We start from the raw sequence: 15,850 nt of genomic DNA, 5'->3' as shown, positions 1-15,850 counted from the left end.
TACTAACGGTTTTCAGTGAGTTTGCTGAATTTCAGTTCTATGAGCTTGGCGAGTTCCGTCAACGGCGAGCCGGCGCCGTAATCCACTTTTTCGGCTTCTTTGACAGCGTCACTAAGCCACTGACCGGCTGATTTATTCGCCTGTTCTTGCCCCAGCATGGTGACGACAGTTGTGCGGTTTTCATCTTGATTGGCGTTTTTGCCCGTCTGGTTCTCACTGCATTGAGCGTCAATAACATCGTCAAAGGTTTGATACGCGAGTCCCAGCGCTGCGCCGAAGTTTTCCATGGCGTCGATTTCTACAGTTCTCGCTCCTGCAACGACGGCGCCGATGCCGGCAGCGGCAGCAAAGAGAGCTCCGGTTTTTTCAAGATGACTCTGCTCTATTTCTTTGATGCTGCCGCCAGATCCGATTCCTGATCGGGCGATGTCACGTTCCTGGCCGCCCGCCAGGCCATTTACACCTATTGCTTTTGCAAGTTTGTCAATCGCGGCAATACGTTGACGCTGGTCGGCTGTTTGCATTCTCGCCATGACGCCGAATGCTTCATTGACTAGCGTAATGGAGGCGAGAATGCTGACCCCCTCGCCAAAGGCAACATGTGTGGTCTCGCCATTGCGCCGCAGGGTTGCATTGTCCATGCAGGGCAGATCGTCCACGATCAACGAAGCGGCATGCACCATTTCCACGGCGCAGGCGGCGTCTATTGCTTCGAGCGGATCTCCGCCACATTGTTTACAGGCCAGCATCGTAATAAGGGGCCTCAGCCTTTTGCCTGGAGAAAGTAGTCCATGGGAGATGGCTGCGCTGAGTTCGCTAGAGGCAGGGTTAGGAAACAATTCCGCCAGCCGGCGCTCCAGATGTTCGCGTAGGGCGGCTAATTGCCGATCAAATTGATCTTGACGGTTTTGTGGGCCTGCTGCGGCGCTATGCACCACCTTAAGCTTGTCCATCAGCTACCTCGTTTTGCCGCCATCGTGCCGTCTATTCCGGCGCTGGGCAATCGAATTCATCCTAAACCGCTCGATTCTGAAGATTGCTGCGCCGCAAATAAAAGCTGCTGTACCGGTAAGAACCCCTTGAAAAACGGGGCTGAGCCGCGTTGCGCACTGGCTCAAAGGCCGTTAGAACCTCCGGGCTTTAGCAACACTCAACACACAGGATCCGCCCAGTGGCGAACGACGAAAGCGTATTACGAGAGGTCGATCAGGAGCTGGCGGAAGAGCGCCAATGGGCGATGTTCCGCCGCCATGGGCCTGCCGTAATCAGTATAGCAGCCGCCGTCGTCATTGGCGTTGCCGGCTGGCAGGTGTGGAATTACACGAAAACCAGCGCAGCGGAAAAGTCCGCACTTGAGTACCGTGAGGCGATCTCGCTGCTTGAAGATGATCAGACTGCAGGCCGTGCGGCGCTTGAGGCGGTGGCGGCGGAAAGGTCCGGTTATGGCGTCCTTGCAACCATGCAGCGTGCAGGGTCTTACGCCGCGGGTGGCGAGCGGCTGAAGGCAATTGAAACCTATCGGCAAGTTGCGAATGGTTCCGCTCCAAAACAGATCCGAGATCTCGCAAGAGTACGTGCGGCCCATCTTTCACTCGCCGATGGCCGCGATGCTGTTTTGGCTGAACTCGATGGTCTGCAAGATTCTACCGGCCGTTATAGCTATTTTGCTAGGGAAGTGGCCGGGCTGGCGGCATTTCAAGTTGAAGATTATGAAACCGCGTTTTCCACTTTTCAGATGCTTTCACTGGATATGGAAGCGCCAGTGGAGATCAGAGACAGGGCGGAAGAATTCGGGGCGCTGGCGCAGTCTGCAAAAGCGGGCGTAAATGTTACTGGCGAAGCTCGACTGGAAGATCTTTTGCGAACTGTTGGCCAGGATAGTTTGAGTGAAACGGACACCGTGACGAATGATGAAAGCGTGACTTCGGCGGAAGACAATCCGGCGGAAGAGGGGGCGCAAGAAGACGTTGCCGATGACCATACCGGTCACGATCACGAAGAGTAAAATATGACATCTGACAGGTTTTTGTTTCGTCAGGCTTTATTGCTGACATTTACCCTATTCTCTCTTTCGGCATGTAGTTCGAACCCGGTCTTTGGTTTGTTTGGCGGTGATGACGAAAACACCGAAGGAGAAGCGCCTGATGAGGAAGATCGTATTTCCATTCTGGCGTTGAATGAGGAACTGACGGCAGACCCGCGATATGCCGGCGCAACAATTGATGTTCCGCCTTCATATGTGAATACGTCATGGACACAGCCCGGCGGTGAGGCGGATCATACGTTGCATCACCTTGGCGCCGCTTTGACATTCGAAACTGTATGGAAAGCTGATGTCGGCGAAGCGAGTGAGTCGCGTGAACGACTGACATCGCCCCCGATCGTTATTGAAGACAGAGTCTTCGTCATTGATGCGGCTACCCGCGTTTCATCATTCAATGCAGAAACCGGCGACCTAAATTGGCGTACGGAGCTGGCCCCAGACATTAAAGAAAGGTTTCGTCTGCGCGACCTTTTCCGCGGACCCGACCCTGCGCAAATCGGATTTGGCGGCGGCGTCGCTTTCGATCAGGGGCGCTTGTTTGTGACTTCTGGATTTGGTTTTGTTGCAGCGTTGGACGCTATTTCTGGAGAAGAGTTGTGGCGCGTGCAAACGGATTCACCAGTTCGCACGCCGCCAACGGCCTATCGCGGCAAGGTGTATTTCTCCACTATCACCAATGAGTTTAATGCGCTTGAACAGGAGACTGGCGAAAAGGCGTGGACGTTTCAGTCCTTTGAGGAGAGTGCCCGGTTTTTATCTTCCGCCAGCCCCGCTGCTGCTGGCGATCTAGTAGTGGCGCCGTTTTCTTCCGGCGAGCTAGTGGCTTTTATTACCGATAACGGCCGTTCAGTCTGGGATACGACCTTGGTCCGACAGTCCCGTTTAACCGCTCTGTCAACATTAAACGATATTGCCGGAAGCCCGGTAATCGACAGAGGCCTCGTTTATGTGGTCAGTCATGGTGGCCGCTTTTCTGCAATCGATATTCGTTCCGGTCAGCCGGTTTGGGAAAACAGGCTTGCAAGTTTACAGATGCCGTGGGTTGCCGGCGACTTCATTTTCCTTGTTTCCATAGATTCCGAACTCGTTTGCGTTTCGCGAAACGACGGCGCCATCGTATGGGTGTCCCAACTGCAGCAATTTAAGAACGAGAAGAAGCGAAAAGGACGGATCTCCTGGGCTGGTCCCGTACTCGCGGGCGATCACTTGGTGCTTGTTTCTACTGAAGGAGACATCGTGAAAGTGTCGCCGCAAAACGGAGAAGTTGTTGCGAGCGAGGAAATTGATGATGGATCCGTTGTCGCGCCGGTTGTCGCCGGAGAGAAACTCTTTGTCCTGACGCAAGAGGGCAAGCTGATCGCCATGCGCTGATGCGAAGCGGGCTTGAGAAACATGGATGGCAGCGAAAATCGCACTCGTCGGACGGCCTAATGTTGGCAAATCCACGCTGTTCAACCGGCTTGTGGGTAAGCGTCTGGCGCTGGTTGACGACACTCCCGGCGTAACACGCGACCGGCGCGAGGGTGAAGCAAAGCTCGGCGACTTATCATTCACAGTTGTTGACACGCCCGGCCTGGAAGAGGCGCCGGAAGCGGCGCTCGAAGGCCGGATGCGTCAGCAGACCGACCGGGCAGTGGAAGATGCAGCCGCCTGCCTTTTCATGATTGACGCACGCGCCGGAGTCACGCCACTCGACAAGGCTTTTGCATCGATACTGCGGTCCAGCGGAAAGCCTGTCATCTTGCTGGCGAACAAAGCGGAAGGGTCTGCTGCCAATGCGGGTCTATACGACGCTTATGCGCTTGGCGTAGGTGAGCCAATCGCTATTTCCGCAGAACACGGCGAAGGCATGGGTGATCTATACGCGGCCCTTGAGAGCTTTCTTGCTACCGAAGAAGCGGTCGATGAGTCCAATGACGAGATAGCGTGGGATGATCCTTTAAAGCCACTACGTGTGGCGATTGTAGGCCGCCCGAATGCCGGAAAGTCCACGCTGGTTAACAAGCTGATCGGTGAAGACCGTTTACTTACAGGTCCTGAAGCCGGCATCACGCGCGACTCCATCTCTGTAGAGTGGCGCTGGCAAGGCAAGAACCGTGAATGGCCAGTGAAACTTTTTGATACCGCAGGCATGCGCAAGAAAGCACGCGTACAGTCGAAGCTTGAAAAATTGTCTGTTTCAGATGCGTTGCGCGCCATCAAGTTCGCGGAAGTCGTAGTGATGCTGCTGGATGCTGAAACGCCTTTTGAAAAACAGGACCTGCAAATTGCCGACCTTGCCTTACGCGAGGGGCGAGCGCTCGTCATCGGCGTCAATAAGTGGGATCTGATTGAAGAGCGCAATACCAAGATGCGTAGTCTGCAGGAGATGGCGGGCCGGCTTTTGCCTCAGGCGCCAGGCGTTCCTATTGTCGCCTTTTCCGCAAAGACAGGGGCAGGGCTTAATCGGATTATGCCGGCGGTTACGCAAGTCTATGTAGACTGGAACGCGCGCGTTAAAACTTCCGAGCTTAACGACTGGCTGCAGGAAGCGACATCACGTCATGCGCCGCCGGCGGTTTCAGGACAGCGCATCAAACTTCGCTACATAGCTCAGACAAAAACCCGGCCACCGACATTTGTCGCGCAATGTACGCGCGCGGAAGAAGTGCCAGATTCATATAAACGATACCTTGTAAACGGCATCCGCGATGCTTTCGACATCAAGGCCGTGCCCATAAGGCTGATTTTGAAAAAGCCAGATAATCCGTATGCCCACAAAGAGAAACGAAAACACTAGACTGCGTTCACTTTTTGTGGAATCAAGAACGCAGTCTAGATTCTTTAGTAGTCGCGCGTCCGAACCCAAAACCGCTCACACTTTTTGTGGACGCGCTCTAGTTGCCGTTCTCACGCCATTGCCGGAATGAGTAACGCTTTAATTCTGTCCTTTTATCAGCCAGCGCCTCATAGATCATCGGTGTCAGTTCTTCCGGCGCCGGCAAAGTCATCGGATCTTCACCCGGCATGGCAAGAGCGCGCATGTCAGTACGGGTCGCGCCTGGATTGACAATTGAGATATGCAAAGAAGACTTCTTCGTTTCTTCAGCGTAGGTTTCGGCAAGCATTTCGAGCGCTGCTTTCGAAACGGCATACGCGCCCCAAAATGCGCGTGCGTACTCTCCGCCTACTGCGGATGTCAGGAACATGACATGGCCGGAATCGGATTTGCGAAGGATAGGATCCAGCGCCCGCAGAAGTCTCCAGTTCGCTGTGACGTTCAGGTCAAGTGTCTGTTTCCAGACTTTCGGGTCAATGTCCGGCAGCGGCGCCAGTTCGCCAAGAATAGCGGCGTTGAGAACAAGAATATCGAGTTTTTCAAACCGTTCGGTAAGCGCGCCGGCAAGACGTTCAATGTTATCGCCCTCAATCAGGTCCATCGGTATCAGGGATGCATTGCCGCCGGCGGCTTTGATCTCATCGTCAAGTTCCTCAAGGGCGCCCGATGTTCGGGCGAGGGCGAGCACATGGGCGCCTGCCTTTGCAAGAGCAACCGCGATCGCTTTTCCAATACCGCGGGAAGCGCCGGTGACCAGCGCGGTTTTGCCGTTAAGATCGGGAATATTCATCAAAGCGTCCTTAAACTCAGAATTGGGTTAATGCGGAAGCGACATCTTTTGCAACCGCATCCAGCGTCGCGTCATCAAAATCTTGAATATGAAAATGCGCTTTGGCCTCATTGTTGCCCCGGTTATTACGGCTTCGGTCATATAGGGGATCGTAATGATCGCGCATTAGCGCCTTGGCGAGAATTTGATGGTCCCTGGTTTCCGCCAACTCGCGCCACTCGGCAATACGGCCTCTGGCGTGGAACGGCGCCAGCCGGCTGATCGCGGCCATGATGGTGGTTTCATTTTGTGTGATATCCGCATAGGCCGTCAGTAAAAACTTGGCTCTGGCGGCTGGCGAGGCTGATAGTGCCAAACTGGGCGCAACGCGCATTGCGGACCATAACCGGCGCGGCACTTCGCATTGGCCGATACGGTTTGACTCCGCTTCCAGCAATATTGGCCTGGATAAATCCAGGCCTTGCAACTGCGTCCATAACCGGCTTTCGAACAATTTTTGCGAAGGTTGTGTATCATCACCGAACCCGCCAAACACAGAGCCGCGATGATTTGCTAGGCCTTCAAGATCTATTGTCTGCACACCAAGTGAAGCCACGCGCCGTAAAATTTCAGATTTCGCTGTACCGGTTTGCCCGTCAAGCAAAACAATGTTCAGAGGGGCGCCGTCATCGCGCAACGCTGCAAAAACGGAACGGCGCCAGGTTTTATAACCGCCTTTCAGAACTGCGGTACGCCAACCCACTTGCGAAAGGATTGTCGCCATGGCGTTTGAGCGCATACCTCCGCGCCAGCAATAGATTAGTGGTAGAAAGTTGTTTGGCTTGTTTGCAAGCGCCGTTTGCAGATGATGAGCGACATTGCGCGCCACATAGGCCGCACCAAGGCGTCGAGCGCGAAACGGAGAGTCTTGCTTATAAATTGCGCCTATTTCGGCGCGCTCTTGGTTTGAGAGTACAGGCAGGTTTATCGCTGCAGGCAAATGATCGGCTGCAAATTCATCAGGAGAGCGCACGTCAATAATGGCGTCGAAACGCGCCAGCGTTGTCCGTCCTGTATCGGCGATTTCCTCGATGTTCATGAGGGGCAAAACAAGCCTGTTGCATGCGGTCGAAAAAAGCTGTTGTAGATTGTCTCTGCCGGACTGCAAGAGCAGGAGAGTTTGATGGCTGACAATGATCATGAACCACGGTTGACTTCGCTCGCTCATGGCGGCGGTTGCGGGTGCAAAATTGCGCCTGACGTGTTGCGCGCCATCATAGGCGACAGTCCGACCCCTGCAGGGTTTGAGGTCTTGATGGTGGACGCCGGCGCCAGCGATGATGCTGCTGTTTATCGACTTTCCGATGACGCTGCGCTGATCGCCACCACGGATTTTTTCATGCCGATTGTCGATGATCCTTTCGACTTTGGCCGGATCGCGGCGACCAATGCGCTGTCTGATATTTACGCCATGGGCGGCCGCCCGATTTTTTGCCTTGCCGTGGTCGGCATGCCTATCGGGAAGATGTCGACAGGTACCATTGCCAGAATTCTCGAAGGCGGCCGTTCTGTCGCGTTGGGCGCCGGCGCGCCGGTTGCGGGCGGTCATTCGATTGATTCCGCCGAACCGATTTACGGCCTTGTGGCGATGGGCCTTGCACATCCCGATAAGATCTTGCGTAACGCCGGCGCGAAGGCAGGCGACGCCTTGATCCTGGGTAAGCCGCTCGGGGTCGGCGTCTTCAGCGCCGCGCTGAAGAAAGAAATCCTCACGCCGGACGGCTACGAGCAGATGATCGCATCCACCACGCTGCTCAATCATCCGGGAACTGAGCTTTCGGCTATTGAAGGCGTACATGCGGCGACAGACGTAACGGGATTTGGATTGCTGGGTCATCTGTCTGTGGTCTGTAATGCCAGCGGCGCCGGCGCCTTAGTCAATGAAGCGTCCATTCCATCTTTCGAGCTGGCGCGGAAACTGCTCGACGAGGGGGTTAAAACCGGTGCGAGCGGGCGCAACTGGAATGCAATAAAGGACATGGTTGATGCTCCGGCGGGCTGGTCTGATGCGTCCCGTGATCTCTTAACCGACCCGCAAACGAGTGGCGGATTGCTTGTATCCTGCGCCCCTGAAGCTGTTGATAACGTCCTTGATCTCTTCAGGCAGCATGGCCATGACGCCGCCAGCGTCATTGGTGAAGTTGCGACGGGGCCGGCACGCATAAAAATCGCTTAGTCGAGCGTCCGTCGTAATGCGTCCGCCCAGCCATCGAGGTTTTTCTGCCGCGCTTCGCCTGACATGGCCGGCTGGAAACGCGCATCGAGGCGCCAGCGTTCGACAATTTCATCCGTACTCTGAAAATATCCGGCTTGCATGCCAGCGAGATACGCTGCACCGAGGGCCGTTGTCTCCAGCACTTTAGGACGCTCTACCGGAAGGCCGAGCATGTCGGCGAGGAACTGCATGGTCCAGTCATTGGCGACCATGCCGCCATCGACGCGCAAGGTTTTTGCATCGGCGCCATCGCGCGCAATCGCCGTCATCAAATCCGCAGTCTGATAAACAACGCTTTCAAGCGCAGCGCGCGCAAAATGCGCTTTGCCAGCGCCGCGCGTGAGGCCGGTGATGGCGCCGCGTGCGTCCGGCGCCCAATGCGGCGCGCCAAGGCCGGTAAAGGCTGGGACGAGATAAACACCCTCGTTTGTTTCTAGGCTTTCGGCTAGCGCCGCTGTTTCATCGGCGGACTTGATGACGCCGAGTTCGTCGCGCAGCCACTGTATCGCCGCCCCCGCGATGAAGATCGAGCCTTCCAGCGCGTATGAAGTCTCACCGTTCAACCGATAGGCGATGGTCGACAGCAACTTGTTTTTCGACTCAACGATCTCATGCCCCGTATGCACCAGCACGAAACATCCGGTTCCGTAGGTGCTTTTAATGTCGCCGGGCGCGAAGCACGCCTGGCCAATGGCCGCCGCCTGTTGATCGCCGGCGACGCCGCAAATAGGGAGGGGCCGTCCAAAAATTTCCGGATCGGTCTCGCCATAGTCGGCGGCGCAGTCGAAAACCTGCGGCAGGATGCTTTCGGGCACGCGGAACTTTTCCAGCAGTATCTCATCCCAGCGATTGTCGCGGATGTTGTAAAGGCTCGTGCGGCTGGCGTTTGTCGCATCCGTCGCGTGAACCTTGCCGCCGGTGAGGCGCCAGATCAAAAACGCATCAACGGTGCCGAACGCCAGTTCGCTTTTTTCCGCGCGCTCGCGCGCGCCCTCAACATTATCGAGAATCCACGCGGCTTTGGTTGCAGAGAAATAAGGATCGAGGAGGAGGCCTGTACGCGCCGCCACGTGAGGTTCCAGCCCTTCTTCACGTAATGCTGCGCACACATCGGCCGTGCGCCGGTCCTGCCAGACGATTGCGTTATGAATTGGCGCGCTGGTGGTCCGGTCCCAAAGTATTGTCGTTTCGCGTTGGTTGGTGACGCCAATGGCGCCGACTTCGCCGGATTTTTCCGCTTCGGCGAAGGCCGCACGCGCCGTCGAAAGCGTCGTATTCCAGATGTCTTCCGGGTCATGCTCGACCCAGCCGTCGTGCGGGTAGTGTTGCGGGAATTCTTCCTGAGCTGAGGCGACGATCCGCCCAGCCTGATCGAAAACAATGGCGCGGCTGGAGGTCGTGCCCTGATCGATCGCAAGAATGAACGGCGCTTCGAAGTCAGTCATGGTCATGCTTTTCCATCAGCCCGGTGTCTTACAACTTTACCGCGATCCGGCAGCGGCGATAACCCCGTATCGCGGGTGAATAAATGTTATATTGCGACGGTGTCTCGCGTCTTCCTTTTGGCTTGTTTCAAGGGCTACAGCCGATTGTTGTACAAAAGAGCAGGCCCCGATTTGTACAACAAACCTGACGGATGGTTTCGCGGCATGTGCGGCGTTGAGCGTATAAAGGGTTCGATGGTCCATAACGCCCGCCATCATAAGGGCGCCCGGCGCAATGGGGATAACCGTCCACCAAAGGCGGGTTTCCGGCCGATTTTCATCATAAAGCATGTATTTTTCGCAGTCCGGTTCGCCCTATAGGTGTAGAGTTTTCAAGCGGCCGGAACGCTGCTAGGCCGCTCGCAGGTTTCACAGGAGAGGGTGATGAAAAAACTGGGTCTTATTAGCTTTATGGCTGTCGCCGCTTGTTCGGGCGGGGAAACGGAAAATGAAAGCGCGGCTGCGTCCAGCGCTGCAGCGGATATCAAAGCTTATGTACTCGACTGCGGCCGGATTGAAATGAATGATCTGTCGTTCTTCGCGCTCGAAGACGAATATGCAGGGCGCACCAACAGCGCCTCTGACATGTGCGTGCTGGTGCGCCACCCTGACGGCGACCTCATGTGGGATGCAGGCCTGCCCATGGCGCTGAATGAGATGGAAGACGGGTTAACTAACGGCCCGTTTCATCTTTCCGTTCCAACGACCATCAGCGAACAGTTCGACGCCATTGGCGTGAGCGTCGACGACATCGATTATTTTTCCGTGTCGCATTCCCATTTTGACCATATCGGCAACGGCAACATGTTTGCCGGCGCGACCTTTCTAGTCGACAGCGATGAGCGCGCGCATATGTTCCGTGAGGAAGCGCGCGCCGACGCGCAGTCATTCGCCAATTACAATGAACTTGAAAACGCCGAAACGGTCGAGTTCGACGGCGACCATGACGTCTTCGGTGACGGGTCGGTTGTTATTCTCGCCATGCCGGGCCACACGCCGGGGCACACATCATTGCTGGTCAACCTCGCCAATGAAGGGCCGGTGATGTTCACGGGCGATCTTTATCATCTCAATGAGTCACGCGAGCGGCGCCTGATGCCGAAATTCAATGTGGATGTTGAACAGACCTACGCATCCATGGACCGGTTCGAACAACTGGCTGAAGAAAAGAACGCCCGCGTCGTAGTCCAGCACTCGCTGTCCGATTTCGAAGCGCTGCCGAAGGTTCCGGAATATCTGGACTAAATTTCACCGTACTCGTCATCCCGGGCGTGATCCGGGATGACGAGTACGGTTGGTTTGAAACTTAATACCTGACGCTCACTCTTGCCCCATATGTAACCGGCATGCCCGGCGCGGCCACATCCGCCGCGCCGCCGGTGATGAAGAAGTTCCGGGTCTCGTCATAATCGGCGTTGAAGATGTTCCGTCCCCAGAGCGCCAGTTCCCAGCGTCCATCTTCCGGTCCGAAAGCGACTTGCGCATTGGCGAGCCAGTAATCATCGACCGCGAAAGCAGGGCCCAACAGCGGCAAGGCGAGATCGTCGCGATAGGAATAATCGAACCGCGCCGAGGCGATCCATCCTTCGGCAATCGCGGTTTCCGCCGTCGCGAAGCCTTGATAGCTCCAGTTCGGAAAACCGAGGTCCTGTCCGGAACGGTCAATAAGCACTTCCATGCCAGCGAGCGTTGTGGCGGCGATGTCGAGGTCGTCGAAGTCTGTGAACTCGCCATCCTTGTACCCGAGCGATTGGCCGATCGTCAGCCATGGCGCGGGGTTCAGCACTGCTTCCAGTTCGGCGCCCCAGATCTCGCTGTCGGCATTGACGATGCGGCCAACGACGGCGCCCGTGCCTGCGTCAAAGATCGCCGACTGAACCTGCTGGTCTTTATAGTCGTAGAAAAAGATTGCGCCGTTGAGTTGCAGCGCGTCGTTGAGATTGGACTTAAAGCCGGCCTCATACGCATTCAGCTTTTCCGGCTGGAACGGCGTCAGCGCATTGGGGTTCAGCGTGTTATAGGCGGTGAAACCGCCGGACTTCACGCCGCGGCTGTAATTTGCGTAAAGCAACAGATTGTCTGCAGGCGTCAGCTCGATACCGATCTTGCCGCTGACATTGTCAGAATTGAGATCGCGGTTTTCGAGCGTACCGTCGATGGTTCCATTGGCGAAGTTGAGTGGACCCGTACCGACGGAAAAAGTGCCAAGATCGCGAAGCGCGCGGTTCTCGTCTTCGTAGCGAACGCCGGCGATAATTGAGAGCGTCTCGGTCAACGCATAATCGCCATGAATATAGGCGGCGAGGGTGCGCGCATTCTGATTGTATGGCGTCGTCACGGCGAAGCCGGGGCCAAAGCTGGCGACGAAGTCCGACTGATAAAGCTCGTTCAGGTCTTCTTTCGAATAATAAAGCCCGCCGACCCAGTTGAGGCGACCGGTATCGCCGGAAAGCCGCAACTCATGGCTCATGACGTCGGCGCTTGTTTCAAAGTACACGCCTGCGCCGCCAACCGTGAGCGCATCAAAGTCGTTGAACTCTTTCCTGTTCAACACTTCGTATGCGCCGATATAAGTGAGCGTTACATCGCCAAGCCCGGCGTTGAGCGTCAGGCTGGTTCCCCAGCCCTCGTTGTCGCGGAATGGATGCTGGCCCTCATCAATGCCGATAAGATTGGCGAACGTTGTGGACGAGCCAAAACTGGTCTCGCGCCGACCGGCATGGGCGAGGGGGCCGAAGACGGAGTCGTTGAAGAGTTGCAGGCCCAGCCCGTCCGACTGATCGATAAAGCCATGCAGGTTGAATATGGCTTCCACATCAGGCGCCAGGTCGGCGGCCACAAGCCCACGCAATGCATACTGCTCCGCGCTGCCGATTTCCTCGCCCGTTTCACGATTGACCTGCCAGTCGCCGCCATGGGCTGTGGCGCCGGAAAGCCGTACACGGATCGAATTACTTGCCGGACCGGAAACGTATCCTTCCGCATCGACGCGGCCGAAACGCCCGCCCTCGACAGTCAGGCCGGCGGCGAACGCGTCAGTCGGCTGGGCGCTGATGATCTTGATGGCGCCGCCGGTGGTGTTGCGTCCGTAAAGCGTTCCTTGGGGTCCGCGTAAAACCTCGACGCGCTCGACATCGAACAGAACCCCTTGCGTCATCACCGGGATCGGATAGGCGACATCGTCAACATAGACGCCGACTGTCGGCGTGTTGTTGGTGGCGTAATCGCGAAAGCCGACCCCGCGAATGGAAAAGCTCGGTTGGCCGGAGCCGAACTGGTTTTCGATTTCAAGGTTCGGCGAGGCGTTCTCAAGACCGTTGATCCGGTCAATGCCCTGATCGATTAACTCGGCGCCGGAAAACACATTGAGTGCGACGCCCACATCTTGCGGCGATTGCTCGCGCCGCTGCGCTGTGACGATGATCCGGTCTTCGCTTGCGGTGTCTGCGTTCGCGGTCTCGACCTGCGCAAAGCCCGCATTGCTGAACAGCCCCGTGGCCAGGGCGGCGCTCCATCCCAGTAATTTCATGATTGTTTTATCCGTTCGTTTGCCGAAGCACGCGCGCCACCCTGTTTTACTCAAGGCCGCGCCGTCTCCAACGCTTCGCGTGGCTTGTCCTGTCGCAGCGTTTTACTCGCCGCCGGGAGATGAGCCGCCGGGCCGTGTCATTCCTGCCTCGCAGGGCTGGCCGTTTTACTCGGCCGGAAAGAACGCAGCGCGGGTCGCGAAGGGCGTCTTTTAAGGGAAAATCAGTCAGGCTTCAAGGCAAGGTCAATTCAACTAATAGTGGTTGAAATAATCCCAAAACGTCCAATCGCTGGTGTCGGGACCAAAACCGGCAAGCTCCATAAATAGAGGCGCCAGTTCGGTCGTGATCTCGGTGTAAGAGCAAGTCGTTTCTTGGTGCGCTTTATAGCCTCCAGACTTAACCGCCTCGAATAAGAAGAATGTAGGATGCAGGCAAATTATTTCCTGAGTTCCAAAAGGATCGATGGGTTGCGCATTCCAAAAGTCGAGTTCGGTTAGGACTTGCTGAAACGCGTTGACTTCATTCTCGGATGCGCTAATCCGCTTGGATAAATCCAAATACTTGTTTCCAGTCTGACGCACACCTGTGTTCAGTTTCTTAATAATAACTGTCGCTGAGGAATCGGGAACAACAACCAGTCTGATTGAATGCACAGGGGAGGCGCCGGTTGAAAATAAAAGCCGATATTGTTCTGCGCCTTGTGTGTTGTCAGCTGTTTTCCAAAGTGACGGTTCTCTCAGCTTCGACAGGTTTTCCGAATATCTTTTTGCAAAAAATGTTGCATCCCGCTCATTTTCAAACTCTGTAAAACTGCCTACGGGAAAATAGTGAGCGCTTAAGCATCCCGGCAAAAGTAAAGCAAAAAATAACAGTGACAAACGTTGTGCGAATTTGAACATGCTTAAAACTTACCATTAAGCGGCGTGATAAACTACACTCAAGGCGTTTTGCGCTACTTCTGCTTTTTTCCCGCGCGAAGCCGGTAATAACGCAAGGCGGCGCCGGGCGCGGCGAGCATCGGGTGGCGGCGTTCCCAGTCGGTGATTTCGAGGTCAATGCCGGTGTGTCGTTTGATCTTCCAGGCGATATAATCGATGCCGCCGTTGAAGGTTTGCGTTCCTTTTAACAGCTGTAGAACGGAAAGCGGCGCGCCGGCCAGCGCCCGCAGCCGCCATGCGGTTTTTGTGCGCCACGCTGACGGCTGGCCTGTGACCGTGCCTGTGACCGTGCCTGTGACCGTGCCTGTGACCGTGATGGCGCCGTTATCGGGTTTGGGGTTTAGCCCAGCCGCCTCAAGTGCGGGCAGCGTCACATCATCGGCCCAGTCGCCGTAGCTTTCGATCAATTTTGCAGCTCGCGTCATGTCTTCCGCCCGCAATTCGGCTTTGTACGAGCGTCCGAGCCCAGCAAGCCAGAGCGCGCGCGGCGTGAACGGGTTTTCCATCAGGCCCGCGCTTTCCTGGCAAAAACTGATGATCGCCTGCGCCAGCGCCGCTTGCAAACGCGAGCGCATGTCGCCGCTGGGATCGTAAACAACCGTCGGCTGTGCGAACCGCGCCCAGAAATAGGAATGAAATGTTTTCGAGCTGACGAGCCGTTCGAAATGATCGAGCGTCAGGACAGCGTATTTCGCCCGCAAGGTTCCAAAGGGCGACGCCGTTTCCAGATAAAAAACATTCGGCGGCACCAGCCGGTTCGCCAAACGCATGGCGCTCGATTTGTAAAGCGCTTCGTAAGTGTCGCCGATCAGGTAGAAATCAAAGATGATATCGGCCGGGTTTTCATGGGAAGAGACGCTCGCCCCCGATCCGTAAAACAGCGCCGCGGCGCCCGGATATTTTTCAAGAAGCGCATCCAAAAGAATTTTTGCAGGTTGTGAAAGCGGTTGCGCTGATGCTTGCGCGACGCGTGCGCGCAATTGTTCAAGCGGCGCAGCCGTTTGCGCCACGTTATCGATGGGTGCTTTAGTCAAACCAGAAATGCGGCTTTTTCGGAGACCTTGAGGATCAGGTCTTCTTTCGGGTTGGTGTGAAAAATTTCGCCGTCAAAAACGACCGGGCCGTCAAACCGCAGTCTTAGTTCATCGCTTTTCCAGCTATGAAACCCCGCATCCGGCAGCCATTCCGGGTGACGTCCTGTGAAAATATTCATCGCCGCCCACAACAGTTTGTTTCGGGGATAATCAACAGCCATGATGTTCATGGGCGCTTTGCCGCCGCCCCAGAAGGGGAAGATGCCAGCGGACAGTTTGTTCAAGGTCGTCATCAGGATGATCGATAGATCGCGGTCGATCAGTTCGCCGTCTTCGTCACGGAATTGGGTGGGCAACGGCGCCGGCCCCTGATGATCGTCGAACAGTTCCTGAAAAACGAAACTGAATGTGCTGATCCCAACGGCAAGGGAACGCTTAGCGCCGATTTTTTGAACTTTCTCGCGGCTGAACTGCACCGCCTTGTGGAAAAGACCCGCGCCAAGAAAGAAGCCGTAAATCGGATCCTGCTGTTCTGACAGTTGCATGCCGATGAGCGGCCGTTCCACGCGACTGACTTCACCGCGCCCGCGCCGCCAGAGGAAATTGTCGAGCGATGTGGCCGGCGGGCCCTGCAATCCGCAATCATTAGCGATGACATTGGTCATGCCGCAGGGCAGGGCGACGTAGTTCGGATGATTTTGAAACCGCCGCTTGTTGATGGCGCTGGTGATCGCCGCCTGCATGGTGCCGTCGCCGCCAGCGAGGATCAGCGTGTTCGAGCCGCCGCGTTCGATGTCGTCGAGAGCAGGGTCGAGATCTTCAATGTGTTCCAGAACATAGGGGCGAATATCGTCATGCCGCTTGGACACGTACAAAAGATCATCCGCGAGCAAAGGGCTGCGGGTGCTCTTTGAATTGATAATCATCGACGCGGTCGACATTTCACGCACACATAAGA

The 15,850-nt window shown here is 56.0% G+C and carries 13 protein-coding genes; 5 read left to right on the top strand and 8 right to left on the bottom strand.

All coding sequences use genetic code 11. The annotated features are described in order from the left end of the window. Positions 1–2 precede the first annotated feature (2 nt). Positions 3–953, bottom strand: a complete 951-nt coding sequence (locus PUV54_RS16170; protein ID WP_274493376.1) for a polyprenyl synthetase family protein — start codon at positions 951–953, stop codon at positions 3–5. A gap of 218 nt (positions 954–1,171) precedes the next feature. Between PUV54_RS16170 and PUV54_RS16165 the strand changes: the two genes are divergently transcribed. The 3 genes from PUV54_RS16165 to der are packed head-to-tail and all read left to right on the top strand — an operon-like array spanning position 1,172 to position 4,823. Next, a complete protein-coding gene (locus PUV54_RS16165) occupies positions 1,172–2,005 on the top strand; it encodes a tetratricopeptide repeat protein (protein WP_274493375.1) in 834 nt (277 codons plus the stop codon). Positions 2,006–2,008: 3 nt separating this feature from the next. Continuing rightward, on the top strand, positions 2,009–3,415 hold the full coding sequence (locus tag PUV54_RS16160) for an outer membrane protein assembly factor BamB family protein (RefSeq protein ID WP_274493374.1): 1,407 nt from the start codon (positions 2,009–2,011) through the stop codon (positions 3,413–3,415). Positions 3,416–3,440: 25 nt separating this feature from the next. Then, entirely contained in the window at positions 3,441–4,823 is a 1,383-nt protein-coding gene (der, locus tag PUV54_RS16155) for a ribosome biogenesis GTPase Der (protein ID WP_274493373.1), read from the top strand. Positions 4,824–4,920: 97 nt separating this feature from the next. Here der and PUV54_RS16150 read toward each other — a convergent pair whose 3' ends face one another. Together PUV54_RS16150 and mnmH are read right to left on the bottom strand one after the other, a co-directional pair. Beyond that, the gene (locus PUV54_RS16150; protein ID WP_274493372.1) at positions 4,921–5,652 is read right to left on the bottom strand and encodes an SDR family NAD(P)-dependent oxidoreductase; all 732 of its coding nucleotides are present in this window, start codon (positions 5,650–5,652) and stop codon (positions 4,921–4,923) included. Positions 5,653–5,668: 16 nt separating this feature from the next. Beyond that, a complete protein-coding gene (gene mnmH, locus PUV54_RS16145; RefSeq protein ID WP_274493371.1) occupies positions 5,669–6,730 on the bottom strand; it encodes a tRNA 2-selenouridine(34) synthase MnmH in 1,062 nt (353 codons plus the stop codon). Positions 6,731–6,814: 84 nt separating this feature from the next. Between mnmH and selD the strand changes: the two genes are divergently transcribed. Further along, positions 6,815–7,867, top strand: coding sequence for a selenide, water dikinase SelD (gene selD, locus PUV54_RS16140; protein WP_274493370.1), 1,053 nt, complete (start codon positions 6,815–6,817; stop codon positions 7,865–7,867). Here selD and glpK read toward each other — a convergent pair. After that, positions 7,864–9,351, bottom strand: a complete 1,488-nt coding sequence (gene glpK, locus PUV54_RS16135; RefSeq protein WP_420797970.1) for a glycerol kinase GlpK — start codon at positions 9,349–9,351, stop codon at positions 7,864–7,866. The two genes, selD and glpK, sit on opposite strands and share 4 nt — an antisense overlap. Positions 9,352–9,774: 423 nt before the next feature. On the opposite strand from glpK, the gene PUV54_RS16130 reads away from it, so the two are divergent. Next, a complete protein-coding gene (locus tag PUV54_RS16130) occupies positions 9,775–10,635 on the top strand; it encodes an N-acyl homoserine lactonase family protein (protein ID WP_274493368.1) in 861 nt (286 codons plus the stop codon). Between the two features lie 61 nt (positions 10,636–10,696). Here PUV54_RS16130 and PUV54_RS16125 read toward each other — a convergent pair whose 3' ends face one another. The 4 genes from PUV54_RS16125 to PUV54_RS16110 all read right to left on the bottom strand — a co-directional run bounded on the left by PUV54_RS16125 (position 10,697) and on the right by PUV54_RS16110 (position 15,818). Continuing rightward, positions 10,697–12,919: a TonB-dependent receptor gene (locus PUV54_RS16125; protein ID WP_274493367.1), complete on the bottom strand. Its 2,223-nt coding sequence runs from the start codon at positions 12,917–12,919 to the stop codon at positions 10,697–10,699. A 252-nt stretch (positions 12,920–13,171) separates the two neighbouring features. Beyond that, the gene (locus PUV54_RS16120; RefSeq protein WP_274493366.1) at positions 13,172–13,819 is read right to left on the bottom strand and encodes a hypothetical protein; all 648 of its coding nucleotides are present in this window, start codon (positions 13,817–13,819) and stop codon (positions 13,172–13,174) included. Positions 13,820–13,872: 53 nt separating this feature from the next. Beyond that, positions 13,873–14,892, bottom strand: coding sequence for a hypothetical protein (locus tag PUV54_RS16115; RefSeq protein ID WP_274493365.1), 1,020 nt, complete (start codon positions 14,890–14,892; stop codon positions 13,873–13,875). Beyond that, on the bottom strand, positions 14,889–15,818 hold the full coding sequence (locus PUV54_RS16110) for a diacylglycerol kinase family protein (RefSeq protein WP_274493364.1): 930 nt from the start codon (positions 15,816–15,818) through the stop codon (positions 14,889–14,891). The genes PUV54_RS16115 and PUV54_RS16110 overlap by 4 nt, the downstream gene beginning before the upstream one ends. Positions 15,819–15,850: the final 32 nt, after the last annotated feature.

It is taken from the genome of Hyphococcus flavus (genome assembly GCF_028748065.1).
GTDB lineage: Bacteria > Pseudomonadota > Alphaproteobacteria > Caulobacterales > Parvularculaceae > Hyphococcus > Hyphococcus flavus.
The sequence above is the reverse complement of the archived record's forward strand: the minus strand, read 5'-3'. Positions and strand labels throughout refer to the sequence as shown.